18 protein-coding genes are annotated in these 19,985 nt (G+C 67.3%); 12 read left to right on the top strand and 6 right to left on the bottom strand.

The features are described 5' to 3' along the window. Positions 1-6: 6 nt before the first annotated feature. From E5S69_RS16715 to cobA, 6 genes are read left to right on the top strand one after another with little or no spacing between them, the layout of a single operon-like run. Positions 7-1,689: a nitrite/sulfite reductase gene (locus tag E5S69_RS16715; RefSeq protein WP_171515775.1), complete on the top strand. Its 1,683-nt coding sequence runs from the start codon at positions 7-9 to the stop codon at positions 1,687-1,689. Between the two features lie 16 nt (positions 1,690-1,705). Further along, the gene (locus E5S69_RS16710) at positions 1,706-2,287 is read left to right on the top strand and encodes a DUF934 domain-containing protein (protein ID WP_171515774.1); all 582 of its coding nucleotides are present in this window, start codon (positions 1,706-1,708) and stop codon (positions 2,285-2,287) included. Beyond that, positions 2,284-3,096: a phosphoadenylyl-sulfate reductase gene (locus E5S69_RS16705; protein ID WP_171515773.1), complete on the top strand. Its 813-nt coding sequence runs from the start codon at positions 2,284-2,286 to the stop codon at positions 3,094-3,096. Before E5S69_RS16710 ends, E5S69_RS16705 begins: the two co-directional genes overlap by 4 nt. Positions 3,097-3,108: 12 nt before the next feature. After that, complete coding sequence (cysD, locus tag E5S69_RS16700) at positions 3,109-4,074, top strand: sulfate adenylyltransferase subunit CysD (RefSeq protein ID WP_171515772.1); 966 nt, start codon at positions 3,109-3,111, stop codon at positions 4,072-4,074. A gap of 26 nt (positions 4,075-4,100) precedes the next feature. Continuing rightward, on the top strand, positions 4,101-5,405 hold the full coding sequence (locus E5S69_RS16695) for a sulfate adenylyltransferase subunit 1 (protein WP_171515771.1): 1,305 nt from the start codon (positions 4,101-4,103) through the stop codon (positions 5,403-5,405). A 27-nt stretch (positions 5,406-5,432) separates the two neighbouring features. Beyond that, on the top strand, positions 5,433-6,233 hold the full coding sequence (gene cobA, locus E5S69_RS16690; RefSeq protein WP_171515770.1) for a uroporphyrinogen-III C-methyltransferase: 801 nt from the start codon (positions 5,433-5,435) through the stop codon (positions 6,231-6,233). Between the two features lie 140 nt (positions 6,234-6,373). Here cobA and E5S69_RS16685 read toward each other — a convergent pair whose 3' ends face one another. The 3 genes from E5S69_RS16685 to lptF are packed head-to-tail and all read right to left on the bottom strand — an operon-like array spanning position 6,374 to position 9,086. Next, positions 6,374-6,769 (bottom strand): sirohydrochlorin chelatase, encoded by a 396-nt coding sequence (locus E5S69_RS16685; RefSeq protein ID WP_171515769.1) that lies wholly within the window; start codon positions 6,767-6,769, stop codon positions 6,374-6,376. A gap of 8 nt (positions 6,770-6,777) precedes the next feature. Then, positions 6,778-7,953, bottom strand: a complete 1,176-nt coding sequence (lptG, locus tag E5S69_RS16680) for an LPS export ABC transporter permease LptG (protein ID WP_171515768.1) — start codon at positions 7,951-7,953, stop codon at positions 6,778-6,780. After that, a complete protein-coding gene (gene lptF / locus E5S69_RS16675) occupies positions 7,950-9,086 on the bottom strand; it encodes an LPS export ABC transporter permease LptF (protein WP_171515767.1) in 1,137 nt (378 codons plus the stop codon). The genes lptG and lptF overlap by 4 nt, the downstream gene beginning before the upstream one ends. Before the next feature lie 187 nt (positions 9,087-9,273). Here lptF and E5S69_RS16670 point away from each other — a divergent pair, with 187 nt between their 5' ends. From E5S69_RS16670 to E5S69_RS16660, 3 genes are read left to right on the top strand one after another with little or no spacing between them, the layout of a single operon-like run. Beyond that, entirely contained in the window at positions 9,274-10,824 is a 1,551-nt protein-coding gene (locus E5S69_RS16670) for a leucyl aminopeptidase (RefSeq protein ID WP_171515766.1), read from the top strand. Positions 10,825-10,858: 34 nt separating this feature from the next. After that, complete coding sequence (locus tag E5S69_RS16665; protein WP_171515765.1) at positions 10,859-11,293, top strand: DNA polymerase III subunit chi; 435 nt, start codon at positions 10,859-10,861, stop codon at positions 11,291-11,293. Beyond that, the gene (locus E5S69_RS16660) at positions 11,290-11,790 is read left to right on the top strand and encodes a hypothetical protein (RefSeq protein ID WP_171515764.1); all 501 of its coding nucleotides are present in this window, start codon (positions 11,290-11,292) and stop codon (positions 11,788-11,790) included. Before E5S69_RS16665 ends, E5S69_RS16660 begins: the two co-directional genes overlap by 4 nt. Positions 11,791-11,937: 147 nt before the next feature. On the opposite strand, the gene ilvD is transcribed toward E5S69_RS16660, so the two are convergent. Further along, positions 11,938-13,611, bottom strand: a complete 1,674-nt coding sequence (gene ilvD, locus E5S69_RS16655) for a dihydroxy-acid dehydratase (protein ID WP_171515763.1) — start codon at positions 13,609-13,611, stop codon at positions 11,938-11,940. A 300-nt stretch (positions 13,612-13,911) separates the two neighbouring features. Between ilvD and lgt the strand changes: the two genes are divergently transcribed. After that, positions 13,912-14,730: a prolipoprotein diacylglyceryl transferase gene (lgt, locus tag E5S69_RS16650; protein ID WP_116357238.1), complete on the top strand. Its 819-nt coding sequence runs from the start codon at positions 13,912-13,914 to the stop codon at positions 14,728-14,730. Between the two features lie 6 nt (positions 14,731-14,736). Here the strand turns inward: lgt and E5S69_RS16645 are convergent, their stop codons facing one another. Both E5S69_RS16645 and E5S69_RS16640 read right to left on the bottom strand, forming a co-directional pair. After that, positions 14,737-15,756: a M48 family metallopeptidase gene (locus E5S69_RS16645; protein WP_171515762.1), complete on the bottom strand. Its 1,020-nt coding sequence runs from the start codon at positions 15,754-15,756 to the stop codon at positions 14,737-14,739. 6 nt (positions 15,757-15,762) lie between these two features. After that, the gene (locus tag E5S69_RS16640) at positions 15,763-16,854 is read right to left on the bottom strand and encodes a YjgN family protein (protein ID WP_171515761.1); all 1,092 of its coding nucleotides are present in this window, start codon (positions 16,852-16,854) and stop codon (positions 15,763-15,765) included. Between the two features lie 753 nt (positions 16,855-17,607). Between E5S69_RS16640 and E5S69_RS16635 the strand changes: the two genes are divergently transcribed. Both E5S69_RS16635 and E5S69_RS16630 read left to right on the top strand, forming a co-directional pair. Next, positions 17,608-18,327 carry a GntR family transcriptional regulator gene (locus E5S69_RS16635; protein ID WP_171515760.1) on the top strand — a complete coding sequence of 240 codons (720 nt, stop codon included), beginning with the start codon at positions 17,608-17,610 and terminating at the stop codon, positions 18,325-18,327. Between the two features lie 70 nt (positions 18,328-18,397). Further along, complete coding sequence (locus E5S69_RS16630) at positions 18,398-19,855, top strand: malonyl-CoA decarboxylase domain-containing protein (RefSeq protein ID WP_171515759.1); 1,458 nt, start codon at positions 18,398-18,400, stop codon at positions 19,853-19,855. Positions 19,856-19,985 lie beyond the last annotated feature (130 nt).

Genomic DNA, 19,985 nt, shown 5'->3' with positions numbered 1-19,985 from the left:
CCCGCCATGTATCAGTACGACCAATATGACCAGCGCATCGTCGCCGAGCGCGTCGCCCAGTTCCGTGACCAGGTGCGCCGCCGCCTGTCGGACGAACTGACCGAGGAAGAATTCCTGCCGCTGCGGCTGCAGAACGGCCTGTACATGCAGCGCCACGCTTACATGCTGCGCGTGGCGATTCCGTACGGCCTGCTGTCGTCGAAGCAGATGCGCAAGCTGGCCCATATCGCGCGCGAATACGACCGCGGCTACGGCCATTTCTCGACCCGCCAGAACATCCAGTACAACTGGATGGAGCTGGAGCGCGTGCCCGACGTGCTGGCCGAGCTGGCCAGCGTCGAGATGCACGCCATCCAGACCTCGGGCAACTGCGTGCGCAACATCACCACCGACCACTTTGCCGGCGTCGCGCCGGACGAGTCGGTGGACCCGCGCGTACTGGCCGAGCTGCTGCGCCAGTGGAGCACCTTCCAGCCGGAATTTGCCTTCCTGCCGCGCAAGTTCAAGATCGCGATCTCGGCTTCGGCCGACGACCGCGCGGTGGTGCAGATGCACGACATCGGCGTCTACGCCTACAAGAATGCCGACGGCGAAGTGCGCCTGCGCATCCTGGCCGGCGGCGGCCTGGGCCGCACGCCGATCCTGGGCACGATCATCAAGGACGACCTGCCGTGGCAGCACATGCTGACCTACATCGAGTCGGCCATCCGCGTGTACAACCGCTATGGCCGCCGCGACAACAAGTACAAGGCCCGCATCAAGATCCTGGTGAAGGCGATCGGCGCGGAAAAGTTCGCGCAGGAAGTCGAGGAAGAATGGCAGCACAGCAAGGACGGCCCGGCCACGCTGACGCAGGCCGAGTTCGACCGCGTGGCACAGTACTTCACGCCGCCGGCCTATGAAAAGCTGGCCGACACCGACGCCTCGTACGAGAAGCACCTGCTCGAGGACAAGGCCTTCGCGCGCTGGGTCAGCCGCAGCGTGCACGGCCACAAGGTGCCGGGCTACGCCGCGGTGACGCTGTCGACCAAGCCGGGCCTGGTGTCGCCGCCGGGGGATGCCACCGACGCGCAGATGGAAACCGTGGCCGGCCTGGCCGACCAGTTCGGCTTCGGCGAGCTGCGCGTGGCGCACGAGCAGAACCTGGTGCTGCCGGACGTGAAAAAGCAGGATCTGTACGCGCTGTGGCAGCTGGCGAAGAAGGCCGGCCTGGCCACCCCGAACATCGGCCTGCTGACTGACATCATCGCTTGCCCGGGCGGCGATTTCTGCTCGCTGGCCAATGCCAAGTCGATCCCGATTGCGCAGGCGATCCAGGACCGCTTCGACGATCTCGACTACGTCTATGACCTCGGCGAGATCTCGCTGAACATCTCGGGCTGCATCAACGCCTGCGGCCACCACCACGTCGGCAATATCGGCGTGCTGGGCGTCGACAAGGACGGCTCCGAGTGGTACCAAGTCACGCTGGGCGGCGCGCAGGGCAACCAGACCGCGCTGGGCAAGGTAATCGGCCCGTCGTTCAGCGCCGAGGAAATGCCCGACGTGGTGAGCCGCATCATCGACACCTTCGTTGCCAACCGCATCGAGGACGAGCGCTTTATCGAAACCCTGTCCCGCATCGGCATCGCCCCGTTCAAGGAGCGCGTGTATGCAGACAAGCAGCCGCGCGAGCGCGCCGAAGCCTGAGGACCGGAGACTGAACATGGCAAAGATCATTCAACTGCAACGCGACGGCGCCAACGTGACCCCCGTTATCGTCGATGACGCCTGGACCGTGCTGCGCGGCACCGCGGAACAAGCGCTGACCGACGAGCAGATCGCCGCCGCGGCGCAAAGCCAGGACGCGGTGCTGTTCCCGCTGTCGGTGTGGCAGGCCAACGAAGCGCTGCTGGCGGGCCGCGACGTCGCCCGCACCGGCGTATGGCTGGCCCCGGAAGACGAGCCGGGCGACGCCGCCGCGTACTTCGACCGCGTGTCGCTGGTGGCGGTGGACTTCCCGGTGTTCCGCGATGGCCGCGGCTTCTCCACGGCGTACCTGCTGCGCACCCGCTACCAGTGGCAAGGCCAGCTACGCGCTATCGGCGACGTGCTGCGCGACCAGCTCAACTTCATGAAGCGCTGCGGCTTCGACGCCTTCGCGGTGCGCGCCGACAAGAACATCGACGACGCCATCAAGGGCTTCACCGAGTTCACCGTGACCTACCAGGCGTCGGTGGACGAGCCGCTGCCGCTGTTCCGCCGCGCGCGAGCCGAGGTTGGCGCGCAGGCGAAGGAAACGGCATGAGCGCGGTGCTCAACGAGATCCCGGTGGTGGCGGAGGCCAGCTCTGGCGCGGTGTCGGGCCTGCGCCCGCCCGCGCTGTGGGTGGCGCCGCAGTACACCGGCAGCGTCGAGGCGCTGGCGCAGAAAGAGCGCGAGCTGGGCGAGCGCCTGGCCGGCATTGCCGCGCGCTTCTTCCGTGCGCGCTTTGCCTCGAGCCTGGCCGCCGAGGACATGGTGCTGACCGACGCGATCCTGCGCGGCAGCGAAGCCGTGCGTGCCGGCATCCGCGTGTTCACGCTGCAGACCGGACGGCTGCACGCCGAGACCCTGGCAGTGCTGGACAAGGTGCAGGCGCACTACGGCTACAGCATCGAGCAGTACACGCCGGACGCCGAGGCCGTCGATAACTACCTGAAGAAGCACGGGCTGAACGGCTTCTACGACAGCATCGACGCGCGCAAGTCGTGCTGCGGCATCCGCAAGGTCGAGCCGCTGAACCGCGCGCTGTCGCACGCCGACGCCTGGATGACCGGCCAGCGCCGCGAGCAGGCCGTGACGCGCGCCGAGCTGCCGTTCGAGGAACTCGACGAAGCCCGCGGCATCCCCAAGTTCAACCCGCTGGCGGACTGGAGCGAGGCCGAGGTGTGGGCCTACCTGAAGCGCCACAACGTGCCGGTCAACGACCTGCATGCCAAGGGCTATCCCAGCATCGGCTGCGAGCCCTGTACGCGTGCCGTGCGCGCGGGCGAGGATGTGCGCGCGGGGCGCTGGTGGTGGGAGAGCAAGGACTCGAAAGAGTGCGGGCTCCACGAACAGAACATCAAGCATTGAGGCCGGAACAAAATGGGCATCATGAACGACATCGCAGAAGCCACCAGTAGCGTGGCCCACCTGTTGCAGGTACAGAACGACCATCTCGACCGCCTGGAAGCGGAATCGATCTACATCATCCGCGAGGTGGTGGCCGAGTGCCGCAACCCGGCGCTGCTGTTCTCCGGCGGCAAGGATTCGATCGTGATGCTGCACCTGGCGCTGAAGGCGTTCCGCCTGGGCGACCGCAAGATCGAGCTGCCGTTCCCGCTGGTGCATATCGACACCGGCCACAACTACCCGGAAGTGATCGCGTTCCGCGACCAGCGCGTGGCCGAACTGGGCGCGCGCCTGGTGGTCGGCCATGTGGAAGACTCGATCAAGCGCGGCACCGTGCGCCTGCGCAAGGACACCGATTCGCGCAACGCCGCGCAGGCCGTGACGCTGCTGGAAACCATCGAGGCGCACAAGTTCGACGCGCTGATGGGCGGCGCCCGCCGCGACGAAGAGAAGGCCCGTGCCAAGGAGCGCATCTTCTCGTTCCGCGACGAGTTCGGCCAGTGGGACCCGAAGGCGCAGCGCCCCGAGTTGTGGACCCTGTATAACGCCCGCATGGCGCAGGGCGAGCAGATGCGCGTGTTCCCGATCTCGAACTGGACCGAACTGGACGTGTGGCAGTACATCGCTCGCGAAAACCTGGCGCTGCCGCCGATCTACTACGCGCACCAGCGCGAAGTGGTGCGCAAGAACGGTCTGCTGGTGCCGGTCACGCCGATCACGCCCAAGCAGGACGGCGACGTCAGCGAAGTGCTGTCGGTGCGCTTCCGGACCGTGGGCGACATCAGCTGCACCTGCCCGGTGGCCAGCGTTGCCGATTCGCCCGAAGCGATCATTGCCGAGACCGCGGTGACCGAGATCACCGAGCGCGGCGCCACCCGCATGGACGACCAGACCAGCGAAGCCTCGATGGAACGCCGGAAGAAAGAAGGCTATTTCTGATCCCGGACGCAGCAAAGGAATTCAACATGACTCACCAAGCAACCCATCAAGGCCTGCTGCGCTTCATCACCGCCGGCTCCGTCGACGACGGCAAGAGCACGCTGATCGGCCGCCTGCTGTATGACAGCAAGGCGGTGCTGTCCGACCAGCTGACCGCGCTGGCCAACGCCAAGAACAAGCGCACCGCCGGCGAGCAGATCGACTTCTCGCTGCTGACCGACGGCCTCGAAGCCGAGCGCGAGCAGGGCATCACCATCGACGTGGCCTACCGTTACTTCTCGACCGCGCGCCGCAAGTTCATCATCGCGGATACGCCGGGCCACGAGCAGTACACGCGCAACATGGTCACCGGCGCGTCGACCGCCGACGCGGCCATCGTGCTGGTCGATGCCACCCGCGTGACTGTCACGGACGGTCGCGCCGAACTGCTGGCGCAGACCAAGCGCCATTCGGCGATCCTCAAGCTGCTGGAGATCCGGCACGTGATCGTCGCCGTCAACAAGATGGACCTGGTCGACTACAGCGAGCGGACCTTCAACGAGATCCGCACCGCCTACGCCGAGCTGGCCGAACAGCTGGGCCTGAAGGACGTGCGCTACGTGCCGGTCTCGGCGCTGCGCGGCGACAATATCGTGCACGAGAGCGACGCCATGCCGTGGTACCAGGGCGAGCCGCTGCTGCCACTGCTGGAAGACCTGCCGGTGGAAGAAGCCGCACCCGAGGACGACGCCGCGCTGCGCTTCCCGGTGCAGCTGGTGATCCGCCAGGACGGCTCGCAGTCGGATGATTTCCGCGGCTATGCCGGCCGCGTGGAAGCCGGCACCGTGCGCGTCGGCCAGAAGCTGCGCGTGCTGCCCGCCAACCGCGAAGCGGTAGTGGCTGAAGTGCTGACGCCCAACGGCGCTGCCGAATCGGCCAACGTCGGCGATACCGTCACCGTGCGCCTGGACGAGGACGTCGATGTATCACGCGGTGACATGTTCGTCGCCGCGGATGCGACCGCGGCTTCCGCCAAGAAGCTGCAGGCCGACCTGTGCTGGTTCGACGACGAGTCGCTGAACCCGTCGCGCAAGTACGTGCTCAAGCACACCACGGCCAGCGTGTTCGCGCGCGTGTCGGCGGTGGAGCGCGTGCTGGACGTGCACACGCTGTCGCACGAGACCGGCCGCCACGACATCCGCCTGAACGACATCGGTTCGGTACAGATCTCGCTGCAGAAGCCGATCGTGTGCGATGCCTACGGCGACAATCCGGCCACCGGCGCCTTCGTGCTGATCGACGAAGCCACCAACCACACGGTCGCGGCAGGCATGATCCGTGCGTTCTCCTGATCGGTAACTGACAGGAAGGGGCAGCAGATGGACAAGCAGGCGCAGAAGGCTTACGGCAAGGTGACCCTGATCGGGGCAGGCCCCGGTGCGGCCGACCTCATTACGGTGCGTGGTGCACGGCTTTTGGGCGAAGCCCAGGTGGTGCTGCATGATGCGCTGGTGGCGCCGGAGATGCTGGCCTGGTGTCCGCAGGCGGAGCTGGTCGAAGTCGGCAAGCGCTGCGGCCAGCGCTCCACCGCGCAGCTGTTCATCAACCGCCAGATCGTCGACCTGGCCAGCAAGTACGAACGCGTGGTGCGCCTGAAAGGCGGCGACCCGATGCTGTTCGGCCGTGCCGACGAAGAACTGCAGGCACTGGAAGCGGCCGGCATCGAGTATGAAGTGGTGCCCGGCATCACCGCCGCGCTGGCGGCCGCGTCGGCCATCGGCAAGCCGCTGACCAAGCGTGGCGTGTCGCGCAGCGTGGCGTTTGCCACGCAGGCCAAGGCGGCGGACGGCGAGGGTTCGGCCGATATCGAAGCCGCGGTGAAGGCCGATACGCTGGTCTACTACATGGGCCGCGACCAGGCTGCGTCAATTGCCGCGCAGCTGATCGCGCATGGCAAGCCCGCATCGACGCCGGCATGGGTGGTGGAAGCCGCCACCACGCCGCGCCAGCGCAGCCGCGAGTTCACGCTCGGCCAGATGGCGGCCGGGGAAGCGGCGGAGTGGATCGATCCGGTGCAGCCCAGCCTGCTGATGATCGGCGCCGCGCTGGCCGCACGCGCGACCGAAGCGCCGCGGGAGGATGCTGGCGTCACGGAAGTGCGCACGCCGCGCGCCGCCTGAGGTTCTTCTTCCCTCTCCCCCAATCCCTCTCCCGCAAGCGGGAGAGGGGAGCACACCAGCCGTAATCGATGCCTTGCAAAAAAATAACCCCGTGGCGGATACTCCGGCACGGGGTTTTTTTCCTTGATGTTGCAGGGACTTCAGCCCTCCGGCGCAGCTCCAGGCAACGACGCCACGCAATAAGCCGCAATCGCCTCCAGCACCGCATCCGACTCGCCCACCGCGGCCGCGCAATCGATGCGCAGGCCGGGATGCGCCTGCCGGCACTGGTCAATCAGGGCAGGCAGGTCGCGCCGGATATGGCCGCCCTGGCCGAAGAACACCGGCACCACCGTGACCTCGGCCACGCCACGCGCGGCGAGTTCGGCCAGCGCATCGGGCAGCAGCGGTGACATCAGCTCCAGGAACGCCAGCCGCACGTCGCAGCCGGGCAGGGCAGCCGCCAGCTTCTGTTGCAGCCGCTCGAACGGCTCGCGCCAGCGCGCATCGCGTGCGCCATGCGCAAACAGAACCAGGGCGCGATTGCACGTTGCCATGGCCGTTCTCAGTGCCGGTCCACCCAACGCAACGCCAGCAGCGCCACCATCAGGTAGAGCGTGCCCGGCACCAGCGCCGAGATGATCGGCGGCCACGTATGCAGCAGGCCGACGTGCGAGAACAGCGTATTCGACAGGTGGAACGACAGCCCCAGCATGATGCCGCCGAACACCTTCACCCCGACCGCGCCGGCGCGTGCGTGCAGGTAGGCGAACGGCAGCGCCAGCGCCACCATCACGAACAGCGTCAGCGGGTAGATCACCTTTTTCCAGAACGCGATCTCGTAGCGCTGCGTGTCCTGCTTGTTGTCGCGCAGGTGGCGGATATAGCGGAACAGGTCCAGCGTCGACATCCGCTCCGGCGTGACCAGCAGCACTGACAGGATCTGCGGCGTCAGTTCGGAGTGCATGGCCACGCGTGGGAACTTGACCTGCTCGGCGCGGAAGTCCGGCGCCAGCGCGTCGCGCGCGGCGGGGGCCGCCGGCTGCGGGCCCTGCGCTTGCGGCGACAGTTCGACGAAACGGGTCTCGCTGACGTTCTGCAGCTCCCATGACTGGCCGCCCTGGTAGCGCCCCTCCTGCGCCACGCGGATCACGCGCAGCCGGTATTGCGGGTCGAACTCATACATGGTGATGCCGGTGATGGTCTGGTCCGGCCGCAGCCCCGCCACATTGACGAAGCGGGTGATCTCGCCACCGGCGTCGTCATTTTTGTCGCGGTCCTTGACCCAGACCCCCGAGCGGAACCCCGCAGACACCGTGGCGCCGATCGCTTCCAGCTTGACCTTCTGCGCATATTGCTCGGCGCGCGGGCCGATGAACTCGCCGAAGATAAAGGTCACCAGCGCCAGCGGCACCGCCAGCTTGAACAGCGAGAACAGCGCCTGGCGCGTGTTCAGCCCGGCCACGCGGAAGATGGTGTACTCGGACTGGCTGGCCAGCTGCGAGAACACGTAGATGGCGCTGATCAGCACCGCGATCGGCAGCACCTCGTACACCCGCGTGGGCGCTTGCAGCAGGACGTGGAACAGCGCGATCAGCGACGTGTACTGGGCGTTGACGTTCTCCAGCTCGTTGAGCATGTCGAAGAACACGAACAGCGACAGCACCGCGAACAGGATGAAGGCGAACACGCCATACACCAGCCGGCCGAAATAGCGCTCATAGACGCGCAGGATCCTCATGCCCGGCCTCCGGTTGCAGCGCGTGCCTGGCTATCGCGCCCGCGCATGCCGAACACGGCGCGCCAGCCGCCGAGGCTGCGGTTCTGGCGATAGCGGAACAGCAGCAGCGCCCCCAGGAACACCGTCAGGTGGATCGGCCACCAGGCCAGCCAGAACGGGATCGAGCCATTGCGTACCCAGGACTGCGACAGGTTGATCAGGTTGCTGTAGGTCAGGTAGATCAGCACCGCGAACACCAGCGGCGTGTAGCGGCCCAGGCGCGGGTTCACATAGGCCAGCGGGATCGCGATCATGACGAAGTTGAAGGCCAGGATCGGCAGGGAGATGCGCCACACCAGCTCGCCCAGGTTCTCGCGCGTGGGATTGCGGGTCAGGTCGATGGTGTCGCGGCTCTTGGGCGGCAGGCTGGCCTCGGACTCGGGCGGCTTGTTGTCGATCTTGACCGCATAGCGCTCGAACTCGACGATGCGGTAGTCGATCTGGCCGGGCGTGCCGGAATAGCGCCGGCCGTGCTCCATCACCACCAGGCGGTCGCCGTTGGGCATGGTCTCGAACTGGCCCTGGTGCGCCAGCGCCACGCCGATCTTGTTGGCTTCGGCATTGGCGACGAAGACATTGCGCGCATGCTTCATGTCGGCGTCGATGCCCTCGATGAACAGCACGTAGTTGGCCTTGGCCGGCTCGATGAAGCGTCCGGCGGCGATCATCGACATCACCCCGCGCTGCTCGAAGCGGTCACGGAACAGCGCACTCTGCTGGTTGGCCCACGGCCAGGCGAACATGCCCAGCAGCAGCGCCAGCACGATGAAGGGCGCGGCGAACTGCAGCACCGGCTTGACCAGGTCGCGCAGCGAGATGCCGGCCGAGAACCACACCACCATTTCCGAATCCTTGTACCAGCGCGTCAGCACGATCAGGGTGGAAATGAAGAGGGTCGCCGACAGCAGGATCGACAGGTAGCCGATGGTGGCCAGGCCGATCAGCATCAGCACGTCGTTGGGGCTGGCCTTGCCGTTGGCGGCCATCCCCAGGATGCGGATCACGAGCGAGGTGAGCATGAAGGTCAGCATCACCAGGAACACCGCCCCGGCGGTGTAGGCAAGCTCGCGTCGCAGGGCTTGTTGAAGGATCATGCGGGTTCGGTTCCGGGCTGCCGGCCGGAGCGGGCGATGTGCCGTGCGAGGTGCCTGGCAGAACAGCTGGCTGACGGCACAGCGTGCTGTCAACGTGACCGGGGCGTATCAGCGGCGGCAGGTCGCGGGGTAAAAATCGCGGATAATGGAGGCTTTCGTGTCTAACGAGCCCCTGGAAGGAAGCGCGATGGAATTTAGCACAAAAGCCCTGGATTTGAGCAAAGCCGGCCAAAATGGTTTCCTGGCGACCAAGACCGACTGCCTGGTGGTCGGCCTGTTCGAAGGCCAGAACCTGGGCGGCGTGGCCAAGGCCCTGGATGTGGCCACCAAGGGCTTGGTGGCACGGCTGGTCAAGCAGGGCGACTTCGAGGGCAAGCGCGGCACGCAGCTGATGCTGCATGAAGTGGCCGGCGTGGGCGCCGCACGCGTGCTGCTGGTGGGCCTGGGCAAGGAAGCCGAGTTCTCGGACAAGGCCTTTGCCGATGCCGTGCGCGCCGCGGTGCGTGCCTTGTCGTCCACGCGCGCGACCTCGGCCTTGTGGTGTCTGGCGCAACAGGCGCCGCTGCAGCGCGACGTGGCCTGGGCCGTGATCACTACCATCACGCTGGTGCGCGAGGCCGGCTACCGCCTGCTGGAGCGCCATCCGGGGCTCAAGCGCGCCAACGCCCAGAATGCCGCCAGCGGCAAGCCCAATGGCAACGACAAGGCATCGCTGCGCAAGGTCGTGATCGCGGTCGACAGCGGCGACGCCCGCGCCGCGACGCAGGCCGCGGTGCGCGGCACCGCCATCGCCAACGGCATGGAGCTGACGCGCGACCTCGGCAACCTGCCGTCCAATATCTGCACCCCGACCTACCTGGCCAACACCGCGCGCAGCATCGCCAAGCGCCATAAGCTCAAGGCCGAGATCCTCGGGCGCAAGCAGATCGAGGCCCTGAACATGGGCGCATTCCTGGCCGTGACCAAGGGCAGCGAGGAACCGCCCCAGTTCATCGTGCTGCGCTATGACGGCGCCGGCGCCAAGCAGGCGCCGGTGGTGCTGGTAGGCAAGGGCATCACCTTCGATACCGGCGGCATCTCGCTCAAGCCGGGCGAGGGCATGGACGAGATGAAGTACGACATGTGCGGCGCCGCCTCGGTGCTGGGCACGATCCAGGCCGTGGCCGAGATGGGGCTGAAGCTCAATGTCGTCGCGGTGGTCCCCACTTGCGAGAACATGCCCAGCGGCATCGCCACCAAGCCGGGCGACGTGGTCACCAGCATGTCGGGCCAGACCATCGAAATCCTCAACACCGACGCCGAAGGCCGCCTGATCCTGTGCGATGCGCTGACCTATGTCGAGCGCTTCAAGCCGGCCGCGGTGATCGACGTCGCCACGCTGACCGGCGCCTGCATCATCGCGCTCGGCCACGTCAACAGCGGCCTGTACGCGCGCTCCGACGCGCTTGCCGACGCGCTGCTGCAGGCCGGCCGCCGCGCCATGGACACCGCCTGGCGCATGCCGCTGGACGACGAATACCAGGACCAGCTCAAGTCCAACTTTGCCGACATGGGCAATATCGGCGGCCGCCCGGCCGGCAGCGTCACCGCGGCCTGCTTCCTGGCGCGCTTCACCGAGAAGTACGACTGGGCCCACCTGGACATCGCCGGCACCGCCTGGAAGAGCGGCGCGGCCAAGGGCGCCACCGGCCGTCCGGTGCCGCTGCTGACGCAGTTCCTGATGGACCGCGCCGCCTGAGCGCGGCGCCAACGGCAAGGAGCAGCAACCGTCCATGACGCGCATCGACTTCCACAGCAACGTGCCGGACATGCTCGGCTATGTCTGCCGCCTGGTCCGCAAGGCCTACGGCGCCGGGCAGAAGGTGGTGATCCACGGCGCGCCGGCGCAGCTGGCCGACCTGGACGCGCGCCTGTGGACCTTCTCCGCGCTGGATTTCCTGCCGCATTGCGGGCTGGAAAGCCCGAACGCGGCGGTCACGCCGATCTTGCTCGCCGCCACCACCGCCGGCGTGCCGCACCACCAGCTGCTGATCAACCTGGCTGACGAAGCCCCGGCGCAGTTCGCCAGCTTCGAGCGGCTGATCGAGGTAGTGGGCGCGGGCGAGGGCGCGCGCGAGGCCGGCCGGCAGCGCTATCGCTTTTACCGCGAACGCGGCTATCCGCTGACGCACCACGACATCGGCCAGCCCAAGGGAGACGCCGCATGAGCGAACGCACCACTTCGCGGGTGATCCCGCGGCCGGAACCGCACGACAGCATCCCGCTGCTGACGGAAGTCGTGGAGTTGCCGGATGCCGACAGCGTGGCGCCGGCGCCAGCGGGCGCCACGGCCGACGATGGCGTGATCGACACCTTCGGCATGGACGATGCCGGGCTGGTGATGCAGGTGGGCGATACCGGCGACGCCGCGCTCGACGACGCGCTGGCGACGGCCCAGCCCGACGCGGAACCGGCCCCAGCCACGGACGCCGGCGAGGACGACCTGCGCGCCGTGCGCACGGAACTGCTGAGCCGCGTGATGATGCGCTTTCGCACCGAATGGCCGCAGGTGGTCGCGGCCCACACCGAAGCCACGCTGCAAGCGCGGCTGGCACCGCTGACGGCGCAGCTGGCCAGCGAGCTGACCCAGTCGCTGGAAGCGCGGCTGGTGGAGTGGCTGGATGCGACGCTGGAAGAGATGGAGAAGGCGCCGGACGGGCATTGAAGCAAGCCCTTGCCCCGTCCTGCACCTGCGGTTTTCTCCCCTCTCCCAGAGGGAGAGGGGAGAAAACAGGTGGCCTGGCTATAAGCCGCGAGTCAACAAAAAAGCCTGCGGCTCGCGCAGGCTTTTCGCCATCCACCGCTTCCCTGATCAGTCCGTCACCGCCCCCTTGCTCGCCGTCGACGCCAGTCGCGCAAACTTCGCCAGCACCCCGCGCGTATAGCGCGGTGCCGGCGCCTTCCAGCCGGCGCGGCGCCTGGCCAGTTCTTCGTCCGGCACGTTCAGCTGCAGCAGCAACTGGTGCGCGTCGATGGTGATCGAGTCGCCTTCCTGCACCAGCGCGATGGTGCCGCCCACGTAAGCTTCGGGCGCGACGTGGCCGACCACCATGCCCCAGGTGCCACCCGAGAAGCGGCCGTCGGTGATGAAGCCGACCGACTCGCCCAGCCCCTTGCCGATGATGGCCGAGGTTGGCGCCAGCATTTCCGGCATGCCGGGACCGCCCTTGGGCCCCAGGTAGCGCAGCACCAGGATGTCCCCGGCGTTGATCCGGTCGGCCAGGATGGCGTCCATCGCGCTCTGCTCGTCCTCGAACACCCGCGCCGGGCCGGTGATCACCGGGTTCTTCAGGCCGCTGATCTTGGCCACCGCGCCTTCTTCGGCCAGGTTGCCCTTCAGGATGGCCAGGTGGCCCTCGGCGTAGAGCGCCTGTTCGATGGGCAGGATCACGTCCTGGTCGGCGCGTGGGGTGTCGGGCACGCTCTCCAGCTCTTCAGCCAGCGTGCGGCCGGTGATGGTCAGGCAATCACCATGCAAGAGGCCCGCCTTGAGCAGGATCTTCATGACCTGCGGGATGCCGCCGGCGCGGTGCAGGTCGGTGGCCACGTACTGGCCCGAGGGCTTCAGGTTGCAGATCACCGGCACCTTGCGGCGGATGCGCTCGAAGTCGTCGATGGTCCATTCCACTTCGGCGGCATGCGCGATTGCCAGGTAGTGCAGCACCGCGTTGGTCGAGCCGCCGGTGGCCATGATCAGCGCCACTGCGTTTTCGATCGAGCGGCGCGTGATGATGTCGCGCGGCTTCAGATCCCGCTTGACGGCCTCGACCAGCACGCGCGCCGATTCGGCGGCGCTGTCGACCTTTTCCTGGTCCGGGTTGGCCATGGTCGACGAGTACAGCAGCGACATGCCCAGCGCCTCGAACGAAGAGCTCATGGTGTTGGCGGTGTACATGCCGCCGCACGAGCCGGTGGACGGGCAGGCGTTCCGTTCCACCCCTTCGAAGTCTTCCTCGCTCATGCGCCCTGCGGTGAACTCGCCGACGGCCTCGAACGACGACACGATGGTCAGGTCCTTGCCCTTCCAGTGGCCCGGCCTGATGGTGCCGCCATAGACGTAGATGCCCGGCACGTTGGTGCGCGCCAGCGCGATCATGCCGCCCGGCATGTTCTTGTCGCAGCCGCCGATCACTACCACGCCATCCATCCACTGGCCCTGGGCCGCGGTCTCGATGCAGTCGGCGATGACTTCGCGGGAGATCAGCGAGTACTTCATGCCCTCGGTGCCCATCGACATGCCGTCCGAGATGGTGGGGGTACCAAACACCTGCGGGTTGGCGCCAGCGGCCCGTATCGCGTCGATGGCCGCGTCGGCCAGGCGCTGCAGGCCGGCGTTACACGGCGTGATGGTCGAATGGCCGTTGGCGATGCCCACCATCGGCTTGTCGAAGTCTTCCTTCTGGTAGCCGAGCGCGTAGTACATCGAGCGGTTGGGGGAACGCGCCACGCCTTGCGTGATATGCCGGGAGCGCTTGTTGAATGCCATGGTGGAGTCTCCGGAATTTTCGTTCTATGCCGCCACGCAACGGCATGGCAGGCGATGTTGCGGGCCAAGAATGACGCCTGCGTTTTAGTGTGTCAAATGGATTATTCGGCCGTGATCGCGCCCCAGGCTGGTGGGCTGGCCGCCGAGGCGGGTGGGGTTTTGTGACATCATTACGGGCTACGATGCGCGCGCGGGCCTGGTGCCGGCGTCGCGGTGCAACCTTCGCCGCACCCGGACGTCGAACCTGGCCTGGTCTGGCTGAATCCAGTCGCGACCTTCACAACCACCATTCACGCCAACATGCTGATTCATCCCCAGTTCGACCCGGTTGCCATCCATCTGGGCCCGCTTGCGATCCGCTGGTACGGGCTGATGTACCTGGCCGGGTTCGTCATGTTCCTGTGGTTCGGGCGCCTGCGCATCCGCCAGCCGCACATCGCCGCCAAGGGCTGGACCACGCGCGACCTGGACGACATGCTGTTCTTCGGTGTGCTGGGCGTGATCCTGGGCGGGCGGCTGGGCTACGTGCTGTTCTACAAGCCTTCCTACTACCTGTCGCATCCGCTGGAGATCTTCAAGGTATGGGAAGGTGGCATGGCCTTCCATGGCGGCTTCCTCGGGGTGGTGGTGGCCATGTGGCTGTTCGGCAGGCTGCGCCGGCGCCACTGGATGGAAGTGACCGACTTCATCGCGCCGATGATCCCCTGCGGGCTGGCGGCCGGGCGCATCGGCAACTTCATCAACGGCGAGCTGTGGGGCCGCGCCACCGACCTGCCATGGGGCATGATCTTCCCGCAGGCCGGCGACAACATCCCGCGCCATCCGTCGCAGCTTTACCAGTTTGCCGGCGAGGGCGTGGCGCTGTTCATCATCCTGTGGCTGTTCGCGCGCAAGCCGCGCCCGATGGGGGCGGTGTCGGGCGTCTTCCTGATCGGCTACGGCGCGTTCCGCTTCGCCGCGGAATTCGCGCGCGAGCCCGACAACTTCCTGGGCCTGCTGGCGCTGAAGCTGTCGATGGGGCAGTGGCTGAGCCTGCCGATGATCCTGGCGGGCATTGCCATGGTGATCTGGGCCTACCGCCGCCAGCCTGGCGCCGGCGCGCCGCAGCCGGCGGCCTGAGCCCAGCTACTTGTCGGCGCGGCGCAGCGCGTCGATGCGCGCCTGGGTGTGCGGATGCGTCGACAGGAACTCTTCGCTACGTCCCGCCTGCGCGTCGGCCGGCTTGGCTGCGCGTTGTTCCAGTGCCACCAGCACGTCGGCCAGCGCCGCCGGGGGCAGGCCGTTGCGCTGCATGATGTCGATGGCATAGGCGTCGGCCTCGCGCTCGTGGTCGCGTGAATAGCGCAAGGTCAGCATGGCGGCGGGGACTCCTGCCAGCACCGACGAGATATCGCCGAACAGATAGGCCGACAGCGCGGCCAGTGCCGACCCCTGGATCACCTGCTGCAGCCCGTGGCGTCGCGCGACGTGGCCCGCTTCATGGGCCAGCACCCCCATCAGGCCTGGACCCGTGCCCGCCAGGCGCACCAGCTCGTCGGTGACGATGATGGTGCCGCCCGGCAAGGCCAGCGCATTGGCGCCGATTTCGCCGCCCTGGCGGAATTCGATCCGGTAGTCGTGTGCGGCGTCGCGCGGGCGCCGCAGGGCCGCAAAGCTGGCACGGATGCGCGCCTGCTCGGCGGCCGGCAGCTGGGTCGGGCCGACCATGCCGTTGTCCAGGCTCGCCAGCGTCAACTGGCCGAGCCGGGCCTCGAGGTCGGGTGGCACCGCGCGTGCCATCATGCCCGCGCCCCACGGCAGCAAGATGTAGTAGCCCAGCACCAGCAGCGCCACCAGCGCCGCCACGGCAAGGCCGGCCAGGCGCCAGCTGTTCTGCGCGCGCGCCACCAGGCCGTCGCGGTGGCCGGTGGCGGCCAGCAGGCGGTCGAAGGCGGCATGGTCCGTGACCTCGCAGAAGGCGCCGTCATCAAACGTGACCAGCCGGGGCGCGCGCCGCACGCGTTCCGACACGCGCAGCTGCGACAGCGGCGCGCGCCGCAGTTCAGCGCCGTCGGCGTCGCGCAGCACGGCTTGCTGCGCTTCCACCGCCAGCGTGGCCGGATGCGCGCGTGACGAGCGGCCGTCGAAGAAGGTGACCGGGATCATGGCGCGTCAGAGCGCGATGTCGATGTCGTACCAGTCTACCGCCGCGTCTCCCAGTGCCCCCACCTGCTGGACCTCGCCGGCGACGAAACTGTCGAGGGAGCCGGCCGTCAGCATGGTCACGCATTGCAGCCGGTAGCGCGCGGTGCGCACGCGCGCGAACGGCAGGAACAGGCCGAGTGTCAGCACGGTGGCAATCAGGTTGGTGACGAAGATAAAGATCAGGCGGGCGGCCCCCACCTCGCTGCGGAAGGCGTGCGGCGCCAGCGTGGTGTGGCTCCACACCACGTTCTGCAGCCGCGCCCTCAGGTAGGGACTGACCGCCAGCATGCCCAGGTAGAAGCCGGCGATGCCTAAGCCAAGCAGCGCCGCCGCGCCGAAATTGCCGATGCCCGGCGCCATCACGAAGCCGGCCACGGCCGCCACCAGCGTGGCCGCCAGCACCACGCCGAAGGCACGCAGATAGGCGCGGTAGAAATCGCCCGCACCGGCGTGGAAGCCGAACGGTGCGGTGCCGAAGCGGGTGTGGTTGTGCTGGTAGCGCTTGAAGCGCTGGTGCGCCACCGGCCCGAGCAAGCCCAGCGTGGCCACCGCCGCGAGCGGCCACAGCACAAACACCTGGTAGGCCGCGGCATCGCCGCCGGTGAAGGCGAAACGCAGGCCGCGGTAGCTGGAGTTGGCCATGCGGAACCGCAGCGAGCGCACCAGCAACAACGGGAACACCGCCAGCAGCACCAGCAGCATCGCCAGCGCCAGGAAGGGCGAGAAGGTCGAGGCAAACTGGAAGGCAAGCACCAGCGCAAACACGATGGCACGGCCTTTCAGGATGGTCGAGGGCTTGCCGTGGTAGTCGAAGCTGGCGCCGTCCAGCTGAGTATTGCGATAGAAATACTGCAGCGTGCGCACCTTGGCCCAGGCCGAATAGACGCCGAAGGTAACGATGGTCAGCAGCGCATTGACGATCCAGATACGGAAATACTCGGAGCCCGACCCGGTGAAGCGAAGACCGAGCGGCCGCAGTGGGGCCGCGCGCGGGCCGGCGGGTGTTGTCGGTTCTGCCCGGGCGGGGGCCAGTGTGAAATCGCTGCTGCCAGCTTGCATGGCGTGAACTCCAGGGATGTGCGATTGATACAGGGAAACCAGCGAGAAAATCGCGGTGGCCGGCGCTGTTTCAAAATCGCAACGATGCCACCCAGGGCAATTGCGGCGACGGCCTCACATTTTGACACCGATAAATACCGCCGACGGCACAAATTGCATCGGAGCTTGCGCTCGGCCTATGCCGCAAGGTCCTCACCATGGAAAACCCTCGTAACACTTCAGAAACATTCTGTTACACTGATCTCGTCCTGTAACAAATTTCGAGCCAGTGCCATCCATAAAATCAAGGGCTTAGCCCGATTGGCACGTAAATCGCTAGTATTCTTGTTACAAGATGAGCGGCGAGCCACAGCCGCCACGGCAGTGCCCAGGGGGGAGTACGGCTTTTGGGGTCGAGTTGCGTTAGCCGCGCTGCACGGATGAAAGGGCACGGGAAAATCCACGCGCTTAGCGCGTTTGCAACAGGGGTGGCGCAGGGCCAGCGCCAGGTCAATCCATGGACCCACGCGGCGGATGCATTCGTGTCCGCCCGCGATGATCAAGCGGTACTAGCAGTTCTTTCAGGCGCGGGCGTTCCTTGCGGGGAGGCAAGGAACGCCCGCCGCACCTCATTCCCGCATCCCTCAGTTGCCCTGCATGCCGAACCTTGCGGTGCAGCATCGAAATTCCTTGTATCGTTCGCGCCCTAATCCATAATTATGAATTATGACCTGAGGGCACACGCCCGTTGGTCCGCGAGATACAGGAGATGGCATGCGCATCGTCCAGCAGGCGCTGTACCTGGAAGTGGCAGACCGGCTGCGCGCCATGATCGACGCGCATACGCTGGTACCCGGCGCATGGATCGATGAAAGCGCGATGGCCGAAACGCTGGGCATCTCGCGCACCCCGCTGCGCGAGGCGCTCAAAGTCCTCGCCGCCGAGGGCCTGGTGCGGCTGGAGCCGCGCCGCGGCTGTTTCGTCAATGAACTGTCCGAGCAGGACCTGGACGAGATCTTCCCGCTGATGGCCCTGCTGGAAGGGCGTTGCGCCTATGAAGCGGCCCGCAACGCCACGCGCGCCGACCTCGACGCGCTCGACGGCCTGCACGCCGACCTGGCCCGTTATGCGCAGGCCGGCGATATCGACGCCTACTACGAGACCAACGCGCAGATCCATGAAGCGATCCAGCGGCTGGCGGGCAACCGCTGGCTGACCGGGCTGATCAGCGACCTGCGCAAGGTGCTGCGGCTGTCGCGCCACAAGAGCCTGAAGCTGCCGGGGCGGATCCAGGAATCCTGCGCCGAGCACCTGACCGTGTTTGCCGCGCTCAAGGCGCGCGACCCGGAAGGCGCGGAAGCCATGATGAAGACCCATTTGCTGCGCCAGCGCGCCGCGCTGCAGGCGCTCGATGCCGGCGGCGCCGCGATCGCGGAAGACGTAAAGGCCGTGCGCGCGCCGCCGGCCTTGCACGTGGCGGGCGCGGAAGATTAGCTCCCGAGCGCGCTATGCCAGTCCGAATTTTTCCCCCACGTTCCGATCGATGCACCAAGGCAGGTACCGCATGAACTCCTTCGACACGGGTGACCAGAAGATCAGCGCGCCGCTGGGCGAGAGCGAGCCGTCGGGCTCCAATATCCTGTCGCGGCTGGGCCGCTGGTGGGGGCGCAAGGGTGATGGCGACGCCAAGGCCAATGCCAGCGATGCCAAGGCCGCCACGCCGGTCGATGGCGAGGCGCCGCTGGCGGCGCGCGTGGCGCGCCGCCAGCGCGAGCAGCTGCGCCTGTGCTTCGATGCGCGCCTGACCGACGGCGCCGCCAATGCCGCCGCGCAGGCCTGGCAGGCCGAATACGAAGCCGCCGGCGAAGCCACGCGGCGCGGCATGCTGGCAGTGCTGGCCGAGGTGGCCAGCAGCAGCGGCGAGGCGGCCGCGGCCGATGGCGACAAGGGTGCGCGCGCCGGCCGCGCGCAGGCGGGTCCGGGCCAGGCCCAGTCCAACGCCCGCATCCGCTTCTTCAAGCGGCTGGCGGCGCTGCATGGCCAGCGCGGCAACAGTGCGTGCGGCCTGCATTTCCTGATCCAGCTGCGTGCCGACATGCTGCGCTGGCAGCGCCGCATGCCCGGGCTGCGTCCGCTAGACGAAGACCTCGAGGCGTTGTTCTCCAACTGGTTCGATGTCGGCCTGCTCGAACTGCAGCCGATCACCTGGGACTCGCCCGCGTCGCTGCTGGAAAAGCTGATTCGCTACGAGGCGGTGCACGAGATCGCCTCGTGGACCGACCTGCGCAACCGGCTGGATTCCGACCGCCGCTGCTACGCCTTCTTCCACCCGCGCATCCCGCGCGAGCCGCTGATCTTTGTCGAGGTGGCCTTTGCCCCCGAGATGGCTGCCGACGTCCACACCCTGCTGGACGAAGCCGCGCCGCTGGAAGACCTGCGCCGCGTCAAGTGGGCGATCTTCTATTCGATCAGCAATACGCAGGCGGGGCTGCGCGGCGTCAGCTTCGGCAACTTCCTGCTCAAGCGCGTGATCGAGGAAGTGCAGCGCGAGTTCCCGAAGGTGAAGCAGTTCGCCACGCTGTCGCCGATTCCCGGGTTTGCCGACTGGCTGCGCAAGCAGGACGGCGACGCCGTGGCGCGCATGCTGGGCGACAAGCGGCTGGCGCGCTGGAGCGAGCGGCACGGCAACGCACCCGCCGACGGCGCCGCGTGGCTCGAGGCGCTGGCGCCCGACGCCGCCGATGCGGTGGTGCGCGACACCGCGCTGACGCTGGCCGCGCATTTCCTGGTGCGCGAACGCAGCCAGTCGATGCCGGCCGATCCGGTAGCGCGTTTCCACCTGGGCAACGGTGCTTGCGTGGAGCGGCTCAACTGGGGCGCCGACCTGTCGCGCAAGGGCCGCAGCCAGAGCTGCGGCATGATGGTCAATTACCTTTACGTGCCCGAGGCGCTGGATGACAATCTGGCACGCCTGGGCGCGGGCAACCCGCGCATCAGCCGTAGCGTCGGGAAGCTGCTGTGACCCTGGTCCGGTCACGGGAATCGCCCGCGCACCCGCGGCGCCGCGCGCGCCGCGTCGTTTTGTCGGGAACCATGTCGTAGAAGCAAAGCCAGCCGCGCAGCGCCCCCGGCGGCGCGCGGCCACCGGATTG

This window comes from Cupriavidus necator (assembly GCF_013141915.1).
Classification (GTDB): domain Bacteria; phylum Pseudomonadota; class Gammaproteobacteria; order Burkholderiales; family Burkholderiaceae; genus Cupriavidus; species Cupriavidus necator_B.
The sequence above is the reverse complement of the archived record's forward strand: the minus strand, read 5'-3'. Positions and strand labels throughout refer to the sequence as shown.